At 44.0% G+C, this 15,802-nt stretch carries 12 protein-coding genes; 3 read left to right on the top strand and 9 right to left on the bottom strand.

Features of this window, described 5'->3' with window-relative positions; genetic code table 11:
* Positions 1–91: 91 nt before the first annotated feature.
* From FTV88_RS01405 to FTV88_RS01445, 9 genes are all read right to left on the bottom strand, one after another.
* On the bottom strand, positions 92–1,114 hold the full coding sequence (locus tag FTV88_RS01405) for a DUF4236 domain-containing protein (protein WP_153724054.1): 1,023 nt from the start codon (positions 1,112–1,114) through the stop codon (positions 92–94).
* A 67-nt stretch (positions 1,115–1,181) separates the two neighbouring features.
* Positions 1,182–2,453, bottom strand: a complete 1,272-nt coding sequence (locus tag FTV88_RS01410; protein WP_153724055.1) for a TerD family protein — start codon at positions 2,451–2,453, stop codon at positions 1,182–1,184.
* Positions 2,454–2,612: 159 nt separating this feature from the next.
* On the bottom strand, positions 2,613–5,300 hold the full coding sequence (locus tag FTV88_RS01415) for a calcium-translocating P-type ATPase, PMCA-type (RefSeq protein WP_153724056.1): 2,688 nt from the start codon (positions 5,298–5,300) through the stop codon (positions 2,613–2,615).
* Positions 5,301–5,320: 20 nt separating this feature from the next.
* Positions 5,321–6,679, bottom strand: a complete 1,359-nt coding sequence (locus FTV88_RS01420) for a TerD family protein (protein WP_243137246.1) — start codon at positions 6,677–6,679, stop codon at positions 5,321–5,323.
* A 70-nt stretch (positions 6,680–6,749) separates the two neighbouring features.
* Positions 6,750–7,328 carry a TerD family protein gene (locus tag FTV88_RS01425; protein WP_153724058.1) on the bottom strand — a complete coding sequence of 193 codons (579 nt, stop codon included), beginning with the start codon at positions 7,326–7,328 and terminating at the stop codon, positions 6,750–6,752.
* A 49-nt stretch (positions 7,329–7,377) separates the two neighbouring features.
* A complete protein-coding gene (locus FTV88_RS01430; protein WP_153724059.1) occupies positions 7,378–7,974 on the bottom strand; it encodes a TerD family protein in 597 nt (198 codons plus the stop codon).
* Positions 7,975–8,296: 322 nt separating this feature from the next.
* Positions 8,297–8,704: a TIGR04086 family membrane protein gene (locus tag FTV88_RS01435; protein WP_153724060.1), complete on the bottom strand. Its 408-nt coding sequence runs from the start codon at positions 8,702–8,704 to the stop codon at positions 8,297–8,299.
* Positions 8,705–8,760: 56 nt separating this feature from the next.
* Positions 8,761–9,768 carry a sodium:calcium antiporter gene (locus tag FTV88_RS01440; protein ID WP_243137427.1) on the bottom strand — a complete coding sequence of 336 codons (1,008 nt, stop codon included), beginning with the start codon at positions 9,766–9,768 and terminating at the stop codon, positions 8,761–8,763.
* A gap of 116 nt (positions 9,769–9,884) precedes the next feature.
* A complete protein-coding gene (locus FTV88_RS01445) occupies positions 9,885–11,450 on the bottom strand; it encodes a hypothetical protein (protein ID WP_162007849.1) in 1,566 nt (521 codons plus the stop codon).
* A gap of 164 nt (positions 11,451–11,614) precedes the next feature.
* Between FTV88_RS01445 and FTV88_RS01450 the strand changes: the two genes are divergently transcribed.
* From FTV88_RS01450 to FTV88_RS01460, 3 genes are all read left to right on the top strand, one after another.
* Positions 11,615–12,979 carry a TolB family protein gene (locus tag FTV88_RS01450; RefSeq protein WP_153724063.1) on the top strand — a complete coding sequence of 455 codons (1,365 nt, stop codon included), beginning with the start codon at positions 11,615–11,617 and terminating at the stop codon, positions 12,977–12,979.
* A 218-nt stretch (positions 12,980–13,197) separates the two neighbouring features.
* Positions 13,198–14,295 carry a class II glutamine amidotransferase gene (locus FTV88_RS01455; RefSeq protein WP_153724064.1) on the top strand — a complete coding sequence of 366 codons (1,098 nt, stop codon included), beginning with the start codon at positions 13,198–13,200 and terminating at the stop codon, positions 14,293–14,295.
* The gene (locus tag FTV88_RS01460) at positions 14,292–15,794 is read left to right on the top strand and encodes a glutamate synthase-related protein (protein ID WP_153724065.1); all 1,503 of its coding nucleotides are present in this window, start codon (positions 14,292–14,294) and stop codon (positions 15,792–15,794) included. The genes FTV88_RS01455 and FTV88_RS01460 overlap by 4 nt, the downstream gene beginning before the upstream one ends.
* The last annotated feature ends 8 nt before the right edge of the window (positions 15,795–15,802 follow it).

Genomic DNA, 15,802 nt, shown 5'->3' on the forward strand with positions numbered 1-15,802 from the left:
TTGGTTCCCCCTTTAATCATAGTAGGCTTTTGCTGTATTTTTTCATCTTTGCTGATGAATGAGCCGGCTTCGGTTTGTTCATTATGAAAAGCTAAAAAGATAGCCCTAACTTCTGTGCAATATCTCCGTAGGATGGATTGTTTCTATAGATTTCTTCATAATCCTTGCGAGCTTGTGCTTTTTTTCCAACTTCTTCATACATTTGCCCTCGAAGATAGCGAATGTCAAGCAAGAGCGATTCAGGTCGATCCTTTTTCTTGCGAACGAGGCCTGTTAGCTGTTGAATGGCTGCCTCGGTAAGGTGAAGACGATACAAAGCATAAGCGCGTAAATAAAGAATATTCGTGTCTATGGGCTCATCATTATCAACGGTTTTGGTCATTTCAACCACATCGGTAAGCAAGCCTGGATCTGCTTGCTCTGCCATTGTAACGATTTCTACGAGGGAGAGACAAAGGACCTTATCACTTGGATTTTGCTCCCAGAGAAGATTGATCTTGTCGATGGCTTCTTTTTGTTTACCTTGCCGTTGGTAGACTTCGACTAGACAAAGAGTAAGCCCTCGTTCGTCAAGACGAATGGGTGCTTCGATATATTCTGTAACATCTAGAAGTAGTTCTAGGTCTGGGTTGATTTTGTTACTAATATGCCCTAGTTGCGAAGGTTGGCATTGATGAAAAAAAGATTGAGCACGAGTATATTCTTCACGACCCATAGCAATATAGCCACACATAAAGGCTCCGTCTGAGAGGTGCGCTATTTTCTCAAAGGCCAGATAGGCTCCGCTATAATCTTCTGCTAGTAGAGCTTGTAAGCCTGTTAGATACTGTTTCTCTTCTGTCGATAGAAGCATCTGACGAAAAAAGCCAAGATCAGCCTGCTGAGACGCTGATGGCCTTGTGTTCTGTTTTTGTTGGGAAGACCAGCCTTTTGCTTTTGTGTAATAGAGTCCTGTCCCTGGTAAGCCCAGTGTGGTTCGTGTTCCTTTGGAACCAACGGTGTAACGCATTCCTCGGGGGCCAAAGGAAAAGGAGGGCCCAGACTTACTTAGGTTCATTGTAACGCCGGGGGCAAGTTTGATACGCTTGAAAAAACGAAAAGCCAACTTGATCACGCCCCTTGTTCACCTGTTACCTTTCCTACTTTAGATCACTTCGTGCATACATCATAGAGGACGTAGACTAAATTACAGTAACACCATAAGTATGACAAAGTGCCTTTAGACCTCCATGATAGCCAGCACCTACAGCTGCAAAGCGCCAATGATTTCTGTAGCGATAAAGCTCGCCAAGGACGATTGCTGTTTCTAAGACAAAGGCATCGGGTACGGTAAAGCGAAACAGTTCTTTTTGACCAGCCATCATTGTGAGGTAAATATCAGTAAGGTAGGAAAAGTTTTGACGCCGTTCTTCTGCTTCATAGATCGATAACGTCATGACGAGCCGCTGTACATCAGAAGGTACTTTAGACAGATCTATGGAAACTTGTTCCTGATCGGCAGAAGCCAAACCTTTTTCAAGGCGGAGATAGTCGTTGCTTGGATTTCCATAAAAAAGCAAGTCTTGATCATGACGTACTTTTTGTTGAGCGTCTAAAGAAAAAACAGCGCTATCTACTTCAAAATCGGGTCGTTCAACTTTCCAGCCAAAGGCGATTGTAACGATGTTCTTATCTGCACTTAGTTCCGCAAGATCAATCCGTTGTCCTTTTAAGAGACCCCTTGTAGAGGAGAGGCTTGGTGCTGATGCCTGCGCAGAGGGCTCCATGGATTCGTGGGGCTTCGTATTTGTCCTTCCACTTCGATGGGCTTCCTCTCTTCGCTCTGCTCGCTCGGCAGGAGACCAGACGGTTCGATTTTCTGGTACTTCTGCTTCCGTAGTTGTAGATGCTGTCACTGTGATCGCTCTTTGAAAGATGGAGTGGAGCACAATCTCTCCCCAGAGAAGGCTATGATCTGGCAAGGGGTCAATCGCTATTTCTATAACATTGCTTCCCGCTTGTAAATATTCCGGTGTCAAGCGAAGACCACTAATTTTGGATTCTAGTCGACAGGGTACCGGTACATTGACTCGAAAGGTTCGGTGCGAGGCTTGATGAGCTGGTAAGTTACCGAGTTCAAGAAGAGCAGGCAGGTGCCACTTTTCTGACTCTCCCGGTACCCCTTCTACATGGCCTCGGATTTTTACATCTTCAAAGGTTACCTTTCTCTGGTTAAGAATTTTAATGGCCACTTGATTGCTTTTTCTATCTCCTAGTGCCTCTACCGATATCTTTCTGATCGTAACTTGATCAGAATCGATAATCAATACAGGATCGGATTGGCTCCAGAGAGTGGCTCGATGGCCTTCAATAACCATAGGATGACGAATATGTAAGGGACCAGCCCATTCGCCAGGTGGTAAAAGCAACTTTCCTTGTGCTATCGCTTGATTATAAAGCTCTTGTAAGGTCATTCAATCTCACCCGCTTTTATCTCTCTTCAGCAAGGAGTTGGCTATTTCTGTATAGCAATCTCAATCATAAGGACTATTGATTGATGGCGCCCCCTTGCAGTGTATGCATTGGGACGCCATCATCTTTCCACGAACAACTACGTTTCGCTCTTATACATCTTACTCCTGCGTTTTCAGTTCAGAAGTGCTATACGCTTTCTTATCTTTGTCACGAATCATATTGCGTATCACTTTACGCGCTACGTCGATAGGAATAATGACTAGAGAGAAAGCAAATACGTAGAACCACTCCATCGCCGTTAAGCCTACGGTACGTAAAATATCTCCACCAATATAGGTAAAAGCAATTTGTACAACGAAAATTAACAGAACCACATTGGTAAAACCAGGGTTTTTGCCAATATGGCTGAACAGATTGAGACCTTCTACTCTTGCGTTGAACTTATTGAAGTTATTCAAGAAGATAAAGAAGGCGAAAAAGCCTGTCAGGAAGGCCGCTTCCGTGGTGAACAACCCTTGAACAGGAGGATATTTCAAGAAGAAGAGGCTCATCGCTGCAATGGCCAGACCATTGGTCAATATAGAAGACCACATATCGGTGTTGATGATCGATTCATCACGCCGTTTCGGTCTTTCCTGCATATATTGTCGAAGGGCTGGTTCTCCACCGAAAGCAAGTGCCGCCAAGGTGTCCATAACGAGGTTAACCCATAGCAATTGAATCATTGTCAGTGGTAAATCGACACCGAAAAAGGGACCTAAGAAGGCAACTGTGATCGCTGCAACGTTCACTGTTAATTGGAAGACTAAGAACTTACGAATCGAATTGAAGATCGTGCGGCCGTAAAGTACAGCTTTTGTAATCGATGAGAAATTATCATCTAAGATAACAATATCGCCTGACTCCTTGGCTACTTCAGTGCCACTTCCCATGGCAAAGCCTACATCCGCTTTGCTTAAGGCTGGTGCATCATTAACACCATCGCCGGTCATACCTACCACTAAATTTAAGTTTTGAGCAACTTGTACAAGACGGCTTTTATCGGTTGGCAAGGCTCGCGCAACAACACGGAGGCGTGGTAAGAGGGCTTGTAGTTCCTTGTCAGACAGCGCTTGTAATTCAGAAGAAGTCAGAACAAGACTATCTTTCTGGTTCAGCAAGCCTACTTCTTTGGCTATCGCTGTAGCAGTCTCTTTGCGATCTCCTGTAATCATAACCACTTGAATGCCTGCATCTTGGGCTTCACGAACAGCTTGCACAGACTCTTGCCGTAACTCATCACGAATACCGAGAACACCGACCAAGGTTAGGCTTTTTGGCATATCTTCACCGATAATCGGCTCTTCGCTTACTGCCACTGCAATTAAGCGAATAGCCCGCTCAGCCAAGGCATCCATTTCTTGTACCAGTGCTTTTTTGTTATCAAAGGGCCTTTTTTGACCCTTTTCATCGTAATAGGAAGAACAGCGTTCGAGAACACTTTCTGGTGCACCTTTGACCAAAGTAAGATTTACGTCACCTTGTACCTGAGACAGAGAAAACTTGCGTTTACTATTGAAAGGTACTATTTTTTCAACATCGACTTTCCATGTAGGTTCATAGTTTAAGTCGGTAAAAGCGACAACGGCTCGTTCTGTTGCATTGCCACCTATACACTGACGCCGCCCCTGCTCATCTGTTGTTATCAAGCAAGATGAATTGTTGCGAATACTAACAGCGAGTAGATCCTGCAATCCTTTCGGCATACCCTGAAAACTAGAGAAAGACTGACCTTTTCCGCTCATGAACAGAACGGCCTCTAGTTGACCTTTTGTCAATGTTCCTGTTTTGTCAGTGAACAAAATGTTTAAGCTACCTGCTGTTTCAATACCGATCATTTTCCGGACGAGAACTTTGGCCGTAAGCAGCTTTTTCATATTGAGGGACAAAACAAGGGCAATCATCATAGGCAACCCTTCAGGAACAGCAACAACAATAATGATAATCGCAAGTATCAAAGCCGTTACAACATCATTTAGAAAGGCTTGCCAGTTACTTACATAGGCTGCGACTTGAACCATATCAAAGCCATGATCGATGAAAACCTTCTTGAAAATAAAGGAAAGAGCGATAAAAGTACCGCCGATATAACCGAATTTACTAATGCCATCTGCTAGTACAGAAAGCTTTACTTTTAACGGAGAATCTCTCTCTTCTCCACTTAGTTCACTAGCAAGACGACCATAGACGGTTTTATCACCGACTTGCTCTATTTCTACAATGGCTTCTCCATCCGTTACAACAGTGCCTCGAAAAGCGATAAATGTATTGGTCAAGTCATTTCTATCACCCGCTTGGCCGTCGGGAGAACGTCTTTTTAAGACATCTTCTGACTCGCCTGTTAGCGATGCCTGATTGACTTTCATCTCTCCTTGTATAATTCGACCATCGGCAGGCACTTTATCACCAGGTTGCAATACAACAAGATCACCAACAACAATGTCGTTAACAGGAATCTCCATTAACTGTCCATTACGAAACACTTTGTTCGTAATTTGCGATGCTTCTTCTTGTAATTTCTGAAATGCCTCTTCGTTTTTGTGCTCCGAAAAGGTTGCAACCATTGTCGCTAGGAGAACAGCAATGGCAATGCCTACACCTTCATACCATTCAGCATAGCCTGCGAAAGCCAATGCTACGTTAATCAGAAGCGCTACGACAAGGATCATAATAATGGGATCTTTAAAGTTCCCGACAAACTTTTCCCAGAAAGACTCGGAGTCTTGCAAGGTTAGCTCGTTCGATCCATGGGCTTCCCTCGATTTTTTTACTTCTTCGTCCTTTAAGCCGACAATATCGTACTTCATGGCTGCCCCCTGCAGTATGCTTAATCTTTAGACCCAGCAACCCATCGCATGTTCCATCCAAAAGCTTTATCCATATCTTGATGACCTTTGAAAAAGCGAACAATTTTCTCGACACTAAACGTTTCGTTGTTAACATTTTCCAACAATGCAATGGCGCACATGCCTTGGCTCTGTGAGTGGTCATCCATGCGCACCACAATTTCTGCGCCTGACTGTTGCTTAATGGTGACAACACCATCGGCCTGGGCCCAATTGGTAATCCCTTCATAAATGAAGGCGTAGATAAGAATTCGTTTAAACTCATGAACTTTTGTGCCATTAATCAGTAGGTTTTCACCTTCTGTAGAAGCACCTGTTCGATCATCTTTATCGAGCATAATGTAAGGCTCTTGATTGAGAGAACCAAAAGCATTGCCTAGAGCTTGTATAGCGCCTTTTCTACCATTTTTCAGCTCAAAAAGACAACCAAGGTCAAGGTCAATACCTTGTGAAGAGGCACCACCAAAGAGGCTCTGAAAAAATCCTGTCTGTTTTGGCGCACCCGCTCGTTGGTTCCAATTCAAGTTAACGACCAGGTTGCCGAGAGATTGTCCTTGCTTCTTCTCTAGGTTAATGCGGTCGCCTTTTTTCTTTAACTCGATTTTGGATAGACGTATTTTCTCTTGTGCTGCTGCCGGTGATGATGGATTGGAACCGAGTGATAGTGGCGCCCTTCTTTCTCCTAGATCGATGGGCTTAGGTGGTGGACTTGGGACTGGAGTTGGACTTGGCGTTGGCGTTGGCGTTGGCGGCGGAACTGGCGCTGGCGGCGAAGGCTTATCAATCACTTCTAAGCCATAGCTATTGCACAAAGCTGCTAGTCCACCATGATAACCTGCACCAATGGCGTTAAATTTCCATTCTCCTCTGTGACGATAGAGCTCACCTGCTACAATGGCTGTTTCTCGCTGAAAAGGCCCTAGGGGAAATCGAAGAATCTCATTTTCCCTTTGCCCGTGACAAATTCGAATGTAAATCGTAGAAACATTGGCAAAGCTTTGTTTACGTTGTTCCGCTTCATGAATGGTAATCGTAAAGGCAATGCGCTCAATGGTTTCAGGAATCTGTGTCAAGTTGATTTGAAAAGTTTCTTTGTCGGACCTAGAAGTACTCTGATGAGCAATTGCTCCACGAAGGCCTTGTGGTTGTCCGTAAAAAATCATATCTTCATCTTGACGACATTTCCCCTGCTTGTCTAGCAAAAAAGCAGCACTATCAACTTCAAATTCTATATTTGCCATTTTTTCCACAATCCAACCAAGTCCCACAGAAATTCCATCTAGACCAGGAGAACTTTTTGTTACATCTAGGCGTTGTCCCTTTTGAACTGAGAGACTCAAAAAATCACCTCCTGAGTTCGAAAAACAGGGGCGCCCCTTGCAGACACCCCTGTTATCGTCATTCCTGTTATTATACGTTAAGACCGTAGTTTTTGCATAGGGCAGCAAGACCGCCTTGGAAGCCAGAACCGATGGCGTTAAATTTCCATTCTCCGCCATGACGATAGAGTTCACCAGTTACAACAGCTGTCTCTACGGAGAAATCTTCGCCCAAGTCAAAGCGCATTAGTTCATTATGAGTTACCTCGTCTAAAACACGAATATAAGCATTGCTTACCTGGCCAAAGTTTTGATTGCGATCGACTGCATCATGAATCGTTACGGTAAAAGCAATCTTCGTAATGTCAGCAGGTACTTTGTCCAATTCAATGGTAACATACTCGTCATCACCGTCACTATCACCGGTTAAGTTATCACCAGAGTGAACAACGGCTCCGGAAGGATCTTGTAAATTGTTATAGAAAACAAAGTTTTTGTCACTTTCTACTCTGCCGGAAGATCCAACCAAGAAAACCGAGGCATCCAAGTCAAAGTCATGTTGGCCATCGTATTTATTGGTGTCCCAACCTAGGCCAATTCCTATCTTTTTCAGACTGGCATTACCTTTGGTTAAATCCACCTTTTGACCTTTGGATAAACTGATTCCCATGTAAGAACCCCTCCTGATAATTTATTCAAAAGTACAACCTAAGAAAAGCTTAGGCGTACCGACTCGCTAATTCTTTCAGAGATGGATCGGTCGTCCCTTGACCGATGGCAGCAAACTTCCATTCGCCTTGATGGCGATAGACTTCTCCTGCAATCAAGGCAGTTTGTCCTCCATAGTTGTCTGTCAGGCTATATCGACATAATTCTTCATTGGTATTCTTGTTGACGATACGAATATAGGCGTTTTGAATCATACCAAAGTCCTGCTTGCGTTGTACAGCCTGGTAAATATTAACGACAAAGACAAGCTTATGTATGGACGATGGTACTTTATTCAGAGAAACAAAGATTTGTTCGTCATCACCATCGCCATCACCTGTCAAATTGTCGCCACTATGAACAATGCTATTACACTTGCTTTTCAGTTGACCAAAATAAACAACTTCTTGCAGTCGGTCGCCTTCCCGCAACATTAACACCGAAGCGTCACAATCAATGTCCTGACCGCCACCTCCAAATAAGCCTGACAAAAATCCACCGCCAGCCTTTTTGATAGGATCCCATCCTAAGCCGACAGTAAGTTCGGAAATTCCTGCTGCGCCTTTGGTCAAATCAATTTTTTGACCTTTTTTGAGGTTAATCGTCAAATACATTACCCTCCTACATAAGGTTTTATAGTGCTTAAAGGGATAATCGCTTCGAGAAATTGCACTTGCTCGATCTTAAGCGGGAATAATTCTCAACTACCCCGCTCATATATCATTATAAGAAAAAGTAGCCACAAATTCAACTCAAAGAGCGTAAAAGGTAGCACCAAGTAGGGAAATCGATGAAAAATATCGTGAAAAAGCAAAAGAAGACCTTTGATCCAACAAAGGATGGCTGGATCGTTGGTCTTTAATATTTTACCACATAATGTAATTTGTAAAACAATTTTTTTTACAGTGCTTTGCCTTTCCTGAGAGAAGGTCAGGTAGGAAGCCACTCTTTTTCTTCTTCCTTTTCTGGAAGAGAGTAAACACCGGCCATGCCTCCGAGAACAGAAAATAGAAGTAATAGAGCAACTTCAAGGCCGATAGATGACCAAGATAGTAAGGTCGTTCCGGCACCATAAAAAAATAAAAAGGCTGTAGCCGATAACAAAAGAGCCAGCACCAGACCATGGAGCCAACCATGAAATTGTGCTGTTTTTGCACTTTGATAAGCACCTGCAAAAGCTGTGGTAGCAATTATGACAGGCGTCCAGAAAGATAGGTAATAGACAGGGCCAGAAAGAAACCACAAAAAGAAAGCCGTCATCCATAAAAAACCCACAAATACAATCGTTGATGTTAAGAATCCGATCATTAGGGCTTTGCCCTGTACGAAACCCTTCATTTTTTCCCTCCTTACTTGTTAACTGACACAGGGGGGCAGGTCCCCCCTGTTCCCTGTTACAAAGCCAGAACAAGCACCCAAGATGCAAAGATAAGGTAAACAATGCCACCGATTAACAAAATAGGTGCTTGCAAGACCTGACGGTTTAATAAGAACAAAGCCATAATCAATGCTGTTGATAGCAAAGTAAGAGAAGCGGCAAAAATCGCCATTTCATTCAGGCTCCAAACACCTGCTAACAAAGCAATAGCGGGAATACAAGTGCTTTGAAATACCATTGCGCCTGTTATATTTCCCAAGGCTAAGGTGTCTTCTCCTTTTGAAACCCAGAGTAAGCTATTTACTTTCTCAGGCAATTCTGTGGCCAGAGGTGCCAGGATGAAAGATACAATAAGAGCAGGCCAGCCTAACATCGAGGCAATCGACTCTATGGTACCAACAAACAGATTTGCACCAAGAGCCATTAAAGATAAAGCAAGACTCAATTGTAAAAGGACAGCCCATAGAGTAGGTCTAGCACGACGACGTTGTAAGTAAAGTCCCTTTTCTGGCTCTAAGACACCGCCTTCACCGCCTCTGACAGTAAAAAATACATAAATTATGTAAATCGCCAACAGTAAAAGGGCAAGGTATTTTTCATAGCCAGCAATATAGGATTGTTGAAATAACATAGGTATCAAAAGCAATGAAAAAATAGCCAGAAAAAAAGAAAGATCTCGCAGAAAAATCCTTCTATTTACATACAAGCGAGCTCTCCAACTTTTTCGTAAAACCATAGCGACCAGCCCAACAAGAAAAAGAGCAATTGTAGCAAGCATAAAAGGTGCTCCCAAAATGGCACCAATGCCAACTTCTATGCCAGTGGTACCACCATAAAAGAAAATCGCTACCAAAGGAATCATTGTCTCTGGCATAGCCGTCCCTACAGCGGCTACCAAGCTACCAACAACACCTCGAGACCAACCAAAAAGAGCGCCCACCCACTCCACAGCATTCGTAAAAAATTCAGCAGCCAGGAGAATTAAGGCAATGGCAAGGATAAACGTCCCAAGGGCCAACGCCACTTCCAAATTCTTCCCTCCCTTTTTACGGACACGCCCCTTATTCAAACCATATGCGCTAATGAAAAGAAAAAGCCCTGATCTCACTAGAAGAGATCGGGCTTTTCCTGTGCCGAAATTTATTTTTGCTGCCGCACAAGGGCTAGTGCTTGAAGTGCCAAAAGATTGTCGAAAGAGTAACAGTCACCGGTAATCGGATCGCCAAAGCCACCGTAAAAAATAGAGTTAGGATCGTTAACACGATAAAGAAGCAAGTGATCCACAGCCACCTGTGCCCACTGGGGCTCATCAATTTCTAAGAAGTATTGTGCAACAAGAGCATACACGGCTGGAGAGCGAAAATCTGCCGCCGCCACAGGCTCATCGCCTTGATCCCGATGATAAGCAGCCCAAATCCGTCCCGCTTGCAATTCCTTCTGGAGGAAAGAAGCGGTCTTGGGTGACACATAGCCTACTTGGGCACCATGAAGTGCTGCCAACATAGAATTAATCATATTCACAGCTTCTTGCTCTTGGAAAGGACCTCTTTCCGGTGAATAATCGGTCATAAAAAGACCATTGCCCAGATCGGCTTGCCGAATAATATCCAAAGCTGGCTGAACGAGAGGTTCATAACGGCTATCAACGGTAGCAATAAGGGCTAAATAGGCTGGTTGTAGATATCGAACAGGAACAACGATACCGCCATTGGGCTCTACAGGCTCAAACCATTGTGACCAGTTATGGGACAAGCCGGACCAGTCAAACCAAGGGGTCCAGTGGCGACCTTCTAGGAGCTGATAGCGGTAAATGCCTTCTAAAATCGCTTTTGCTAGGTAAAAATCTCTTTTATCATCCCAGCGCTCAGCACCTTTCAGTAACATAGCGGCAATGCGAATATCATCAATTAAAGCGCTTGATTGCGCTGGCTCTCGATTGTCGGGCTTAACCTTCCAAGAAGGAATCGCGTAAGGACCTATCAGATATTTGCGCACATAATTAACTTGCTGACGATACAAAGCCTTATCATCGGTCCAAAGGGCATATTCTAACAGAAGGCCCGTCGATTCGGAAAGAATATCATGATTCCGTGCTTCATCGGCCAATTCAGGGCGATCGTCACGATAATTTGTAAAAACCCCGCCTTGCTCATTGGACAAGTGACTCACAATAAACTGAGCCAATTGCCCTTCTTGGTTGTCTGGTCTTTCTTGAACTCCTTGTGGCAAAAGAGTTTGAGGCTCTTCAAAAAAAGTAAAAAAGCGTTCCATGAGCATTCCTTTTATATCGTCACCAGACAAAAGAATATAAAAACTCTTTCCCCCACTTTCTAAGGAAGAAGAAAGTAAAGGACGATAAAACTGACCATCATTCCCCTCTAGAATGGAAATCTTTTTATTTCCACCTTGAAACGTAATTGCGACAGGCGATCGATCTAATTCCAACTCTTTTCCAGAGAGGTATTGTACCCCTATAATCGGAAACAATCGACTCTCTAGCATTTTAACTTGCTCTTCATCTTCTCTGCCATCTAACAGAACAATGGCGTAACTATCTTTTTGCCATTGCAAAGTTACATCATCAATTTTTGTAAAAAGAAAAGGCTTCATGAGCCAATAATACCAAAAAGCAAGCAATAATAAGAAAAGAAGAAATCCCACCGTAGAAAGCCTTCGATAGGATACTCTCCCTTTGTTTGCCTTCAAAAGCATCAAACTCCTACTTTTTTCCTTTATTTCACCATAACCACTTAATTTTTGCAAGTATTCTATTCAAAATAGAAGAAAGAAAAGGATTTCATCTTTGCACGTCTAATAGGACTCTATCATTGAGAAAATGATACCATAAGCAACATAGCAGGAGGTCATACATGAATCGCTTTCGATCAGGCATCCCTTTTCTGACGGCTTTGCTTATCGTCTTTTTTGCAGCGATTAACTACGTCGTCACAGAACGAACCCCCGATGAAGTATTAGAAGATCAGAGCTGGCCAGTCCCTGAAATGGAATGTACAGAGATCAATGTAAGTTCTTTTAGCAGCGAAAGTACTTTTCAATGGGTTCACCTGCAAAGCCTCTGTGAAAAAGCTGTCGAAGATGCCAACCAAGCTTATAGTACAGGGGCGGAACAAGCCATGGAACAGGAAAAAGAAACAGAGCAAAAAAGAACTACAGCTTCAAAGGAACCAAAGAAGGACGATACAATCATCTGGTCCAGCCTTCAATTAAACAACCAAAAAAACCAGGTAGCCTTCTATACGCAAAAGAGACTCTATCTCCTAGACGTAACAACAGGCTCTTCGAAAGTTCTTCATAGCTTATCAGAAGATGATAAAAGCGTACAATATGTCCCCACTATCAGTTGGAGCCCCCAGGGAGAATACCTAACATTTACATTGCTCAAAGAAAACCAGCGCTGGAATGGACATGATAGCTATAGCATTCACCTTGTAGACCTGAAGACAGAAGAGATACTGCTCATACACCAAAGCACCCGAGCACCGGATAAACCTTCGTGGTCACCGAAAGATCCCATCGTTGCTCTAGACAGTCCCGTTATTCTTTACGACGTAGAGAAGCAACAAGGTACACCTGTTATCTCCGGATACCAAACGCGTCATCCTCGTTGGTCACCGGAAGGCAATCACATTATTTTTATCCAAGAAACATCAAGTACTCGTGGTGAAACTTTTCGCTACTCTTTAGATACTAGAGAAGTGATGCAAATAACGACACTAAATCGAGTCACTTCACCGCTTCTATGGCTGCAGACACCGCCTACCATTTTATTAGAAGTAGAAACGAAAAGAAGCGGTAGCCGCCCTGAACGTCATCACATTGGAGAAGCCAGACCGCACACAGAAAGTAGTATTCGTTGGCTCAGCCCTTTTGATCGCAATGAGTCGAATCGATTTCTTTCTATTTCACCGAATGAACGGTATCTCATCGTTCAAAAAACAACCAACCTAGGTACGGCTGATGAAAAAAGCCATCTGATCGCACTCAATAGAGACCTCAGCTTTTATCGCTGGCGCTGTGTTACCCTGGCACCATTAGAAGATCCATCCACTGTAACCTTGCATTGGACAGCCGATGGAAGACTTCTCTATAGCACAGAAGGGGAAGTCTTTCTTTTTGATTTTGAGCAATTAACGAAAGAAAAACTAGAAGAGAAAGAAGAGGCCTTCCAAATTCTTGGAATTGACAATCAAATAATTTATTACAGTCCCTTATGAAACGAACAAGTATACAGTGTTATCGCTCTAAAACCCTTGAACTGAATCAATTTGATATGCTATAAATACAGGTACGACGAGCTGATGCAATGGCGCATCAACAGTACTTGTAGAACAAAGGCGTTCTCGCATGTTAAGCGATCTATGAAAGTAGGTCTGCACTTCAACATGCGAGAGCGTCTTTTTGTCTTTTTTTGATGAAGAGGAGGTTGCAATATATGTCTTTACGAGAAGGTGAAGTTCGCATCCCTTCTGGCTGCGCCATCAGTGGGATTATAAACCGCAAAGGACAGCTTTTTTCTGGTGATGACATTATCAAGTCTATCGCCTTAATGCACGATCGTTCCAACGGCCTTGGTGGTGGATTTGCTGCCTATGGTATTTACCCAGATTATGCTGACCATTATGCCATTCATATGTTTTATGAAAATTCTCTTTGTCGGGAAGAAACAGAGTTATTCATCAACGATCATTTTAACGTAGAAGTTGGTGGCAAGATCCCAACTCGAAAAGTTGCTTCCATCGGTGAAGCACCGATCATCTGGCGCTACTTCGTTCAACCCAAGGCGGAGAAGCTGATGGAAATGGAGCTAGAAGAAGATGAATACGTAGCCCGCAAAGTGATGCAGATTAACGCCCAATTCCCCGGATCTTTTGTTGTTTCCTCTGGTAAGAATATGGGCGCTTTCAAAGGCGTTGGCTATCCCGAAGACATTGGTGAATTTTATAAGCTTGAAAGCTATAAAGGATACCTCTGGACAGCCCATGGTCGCTTTCCTACCAATACTCCAGGCTGGTGGGGCGGTGCCCATCCCTTTACTTTGCTAGATTGGTCAATCGTCCATAACGGTGAGATCTCTTCCTATGACGCCAATCGGCGTTACATAGAGATGTTTGGATATAAGTGTAGCTTACAGACGGATACAGAAGTAATAACATACCTCTTTGATCTTTTACTACGCAAGCAAGGTCTACCCTTAAAAGCTGTCGTCACAGCGATGGCGGCTCCTTTGTGGAACGTCATTGACCGCTTGGAGCCGGAAGAGCGAGAGCTTGTAAAAGCCATTCGCACAGTTTATAGCCCCTTGCTCGTTAACGGACCCTTCTCCATCATTTTGGGCAGTCGCAAAGGCTTCGTTGCACTGAACGATCGTATCAAATTACGAGCTCTCATAGCCGCAGAAAAAGATGATTTTCTCTATGTCGCCAGTGAAGAATCAGCCATTCGCGAAATCTGTAGCAATCCTGACCGTCTCTGGTCCGTCGCGGGCGGTGAACCAGTGATCGGCTTACTGGAAGGGGTAGAGGAACTATGAAAGTAAATTATTCAATGCCTGAATTTTTAATTGATAGAGATGATCAGCGATGCACCCATTGTCGAATCTGTGTTCACCAGTGTGCGAATGAAGCCCATTTATGGAACGATAAGAGAAAAGTTGTCTACTCTGACGAACTCCAATGTGTAAACTGCCATCGCTGTGTAGCAACCTGCCCGACTCGCGCTTTACGAATAGGCAATTATCCTCTGGAATTCAAACAAAACGCTCATTGGACACCCCATTACATCACATCGATCTTTAAGCAAGCGAACAGCGGTGGTATGCTCCTGGCTGGTATGGGTTGTGATCGACCTTACCCTGTCTATTGGGATCACCTTTTAATCAACGCTTCTCAGGTAACCAATCCTTCCATTGACCCTCTTCGAGAACCGATGGAACTGAAAACTTTTCTTGGCCGTAAACCTGAGAAGCTAACGATTCGAGATGGTAAGTTGACAGAACCCCTACCACCCCAAATCGAACTAGACATTCCTATTATGTTTGCTGCCATGTCTTTCGGTGCCATTTCCTTACATGCCATGACTTCATTGGCCAAAGCAGCTGAAGCCATGGGTACCTGCTATAACACCGGCGAAGGAGGCCTTCATAGCAGCCTCTATCAGTACGGTAATAATACCATCGTTCAAGTCGCTTCAGGGCGCTTTGGTATTGATCCAGCGTACCTAAATGCAGGTGCCGCTATTGAGATTAAAATTGGTCAAGGTGCCAAGCCTGGTATTGGTGGTCATTTGCCAGGAGAAAAAGTAGGCCTCGATGTCTCTCGGACTCGCATGATACCAGAAGGCAGCGATGCCATTTCACCAGCGCCACACCATGATATTTATTCTATTGAAGATCTACGACAGCTTATCTATTCTTTAAAAGAAGCAACAAATTACGAAAAACCTGTGGCTGTTAAGATAGCAGCCGTCCATAACGCTGCCGCCATTGCTTCTGGTATCGCTAGAGCGGGTGCCGACATAATTGTCCTTGATGGCCTTCGCGGCGGAACAGGTGCAGCACCTTTACGAACAAGAGATAGCGTTGGTATCCCCATAGAATTGGCGTTAGCAGCGGTCGATCAAAGATTGCGTAATGAAAGCATTCGTAACGAGGTTTCTCTTGTCGTGGCAGGCTCCATCCGTTGCTCTTCTGATGTCGTAAAAGCCATCGCCCTTGGTGCCGATGCTTGCTATATAGGAACGGCCGCGTTGATCGCTTTAGGCTGCCACATGTGTCAAAAGTGTTACACTGGAAAGTGCAATTGGGGTATCGCAACGCAGAACCCCAAGTTAACAAAACGCCTTGATCCAGAAGAAGGTGCTGCCCGCGCTGCCAACTTACTGCGAGGCTGGTCTCTGGAAATTAAAGAAATGCTTGGGGGCATGGGCATTAACGCCTTAGAAAGTCTTCGTGGCAACCGCTTAATGCTACGAGGGATTGGCTTATCAGAAAAAGACTTAACCATATTAGGCGTTAAAGCTGCTGGTGAATAAGGAGGTGC

The organism is Heliorestis convoluta (assembly GCF_009649955.1).
In the GTDB taxonomy this organism is placed as follows: Bacteria; Bacillota; Desulfitobacteriia; order Heliobacteriales; family Heliobacteriaceae; genus Heliorestis; species Heliorestis convoluta.

What these genes read in the sequence shown, in the direction of transcription:
- FTV88_RS01410 (WP_153724055.1), bottom strand. Translation starts at nt 2,453, where the DNA reads ATGACCTTACAAGAGCTTTATAATCAAGCGATAGCACAAGGAAAGTTG.
- FTV88_RS01415 (WP_153724056.1), bottom strand. Translation starts at nt 5,300, where the DNA reads ATGAAGTACGATATTGTCGGCTTAAAGGACGAAGAAGTAAAAAAATCG.
- FTV88_RS01425 (WP_153724058.1), bottom strand. Translation starts at nt 7,328, where the DNA reads ATGGGAATCAGTTTATCCAAAGGTCAAAAGGTGGATTTAACCAAAGGT.
- FTV88_RS01435 (WP_153724060.1), bottom strand. Translation starts at nt 8,704, where the DNA reads ATGAAGGGTTTCGTACAGGGCAAAGCCCTAATGATCGGATTCTTAACA.
- FTV88_RS01450 (WP_153724063.1), top strand. Translation starts at nt 11,615, where the DNA reads ATGAATCGCTTTCGATCAGGCATCCCTTTTCTGACGGCTTTGCTTATC.
- FTV88_RS01455 (WP_153724064.1), top strand. Translation starts at nt 13,198, where the DNA reads ATGTCTTTACGAGAAGGTGAAGTTCGCATCCCTTCTGGCTGCGCCATC.
- FTV88_RS01460 (WP_153724065.1), top strand. Translation starts at nt 14,292, where the DNA reads ATGAAAGTAAATTATTCAATGCCTGAATTTTTAATTGATAGAGATGAT.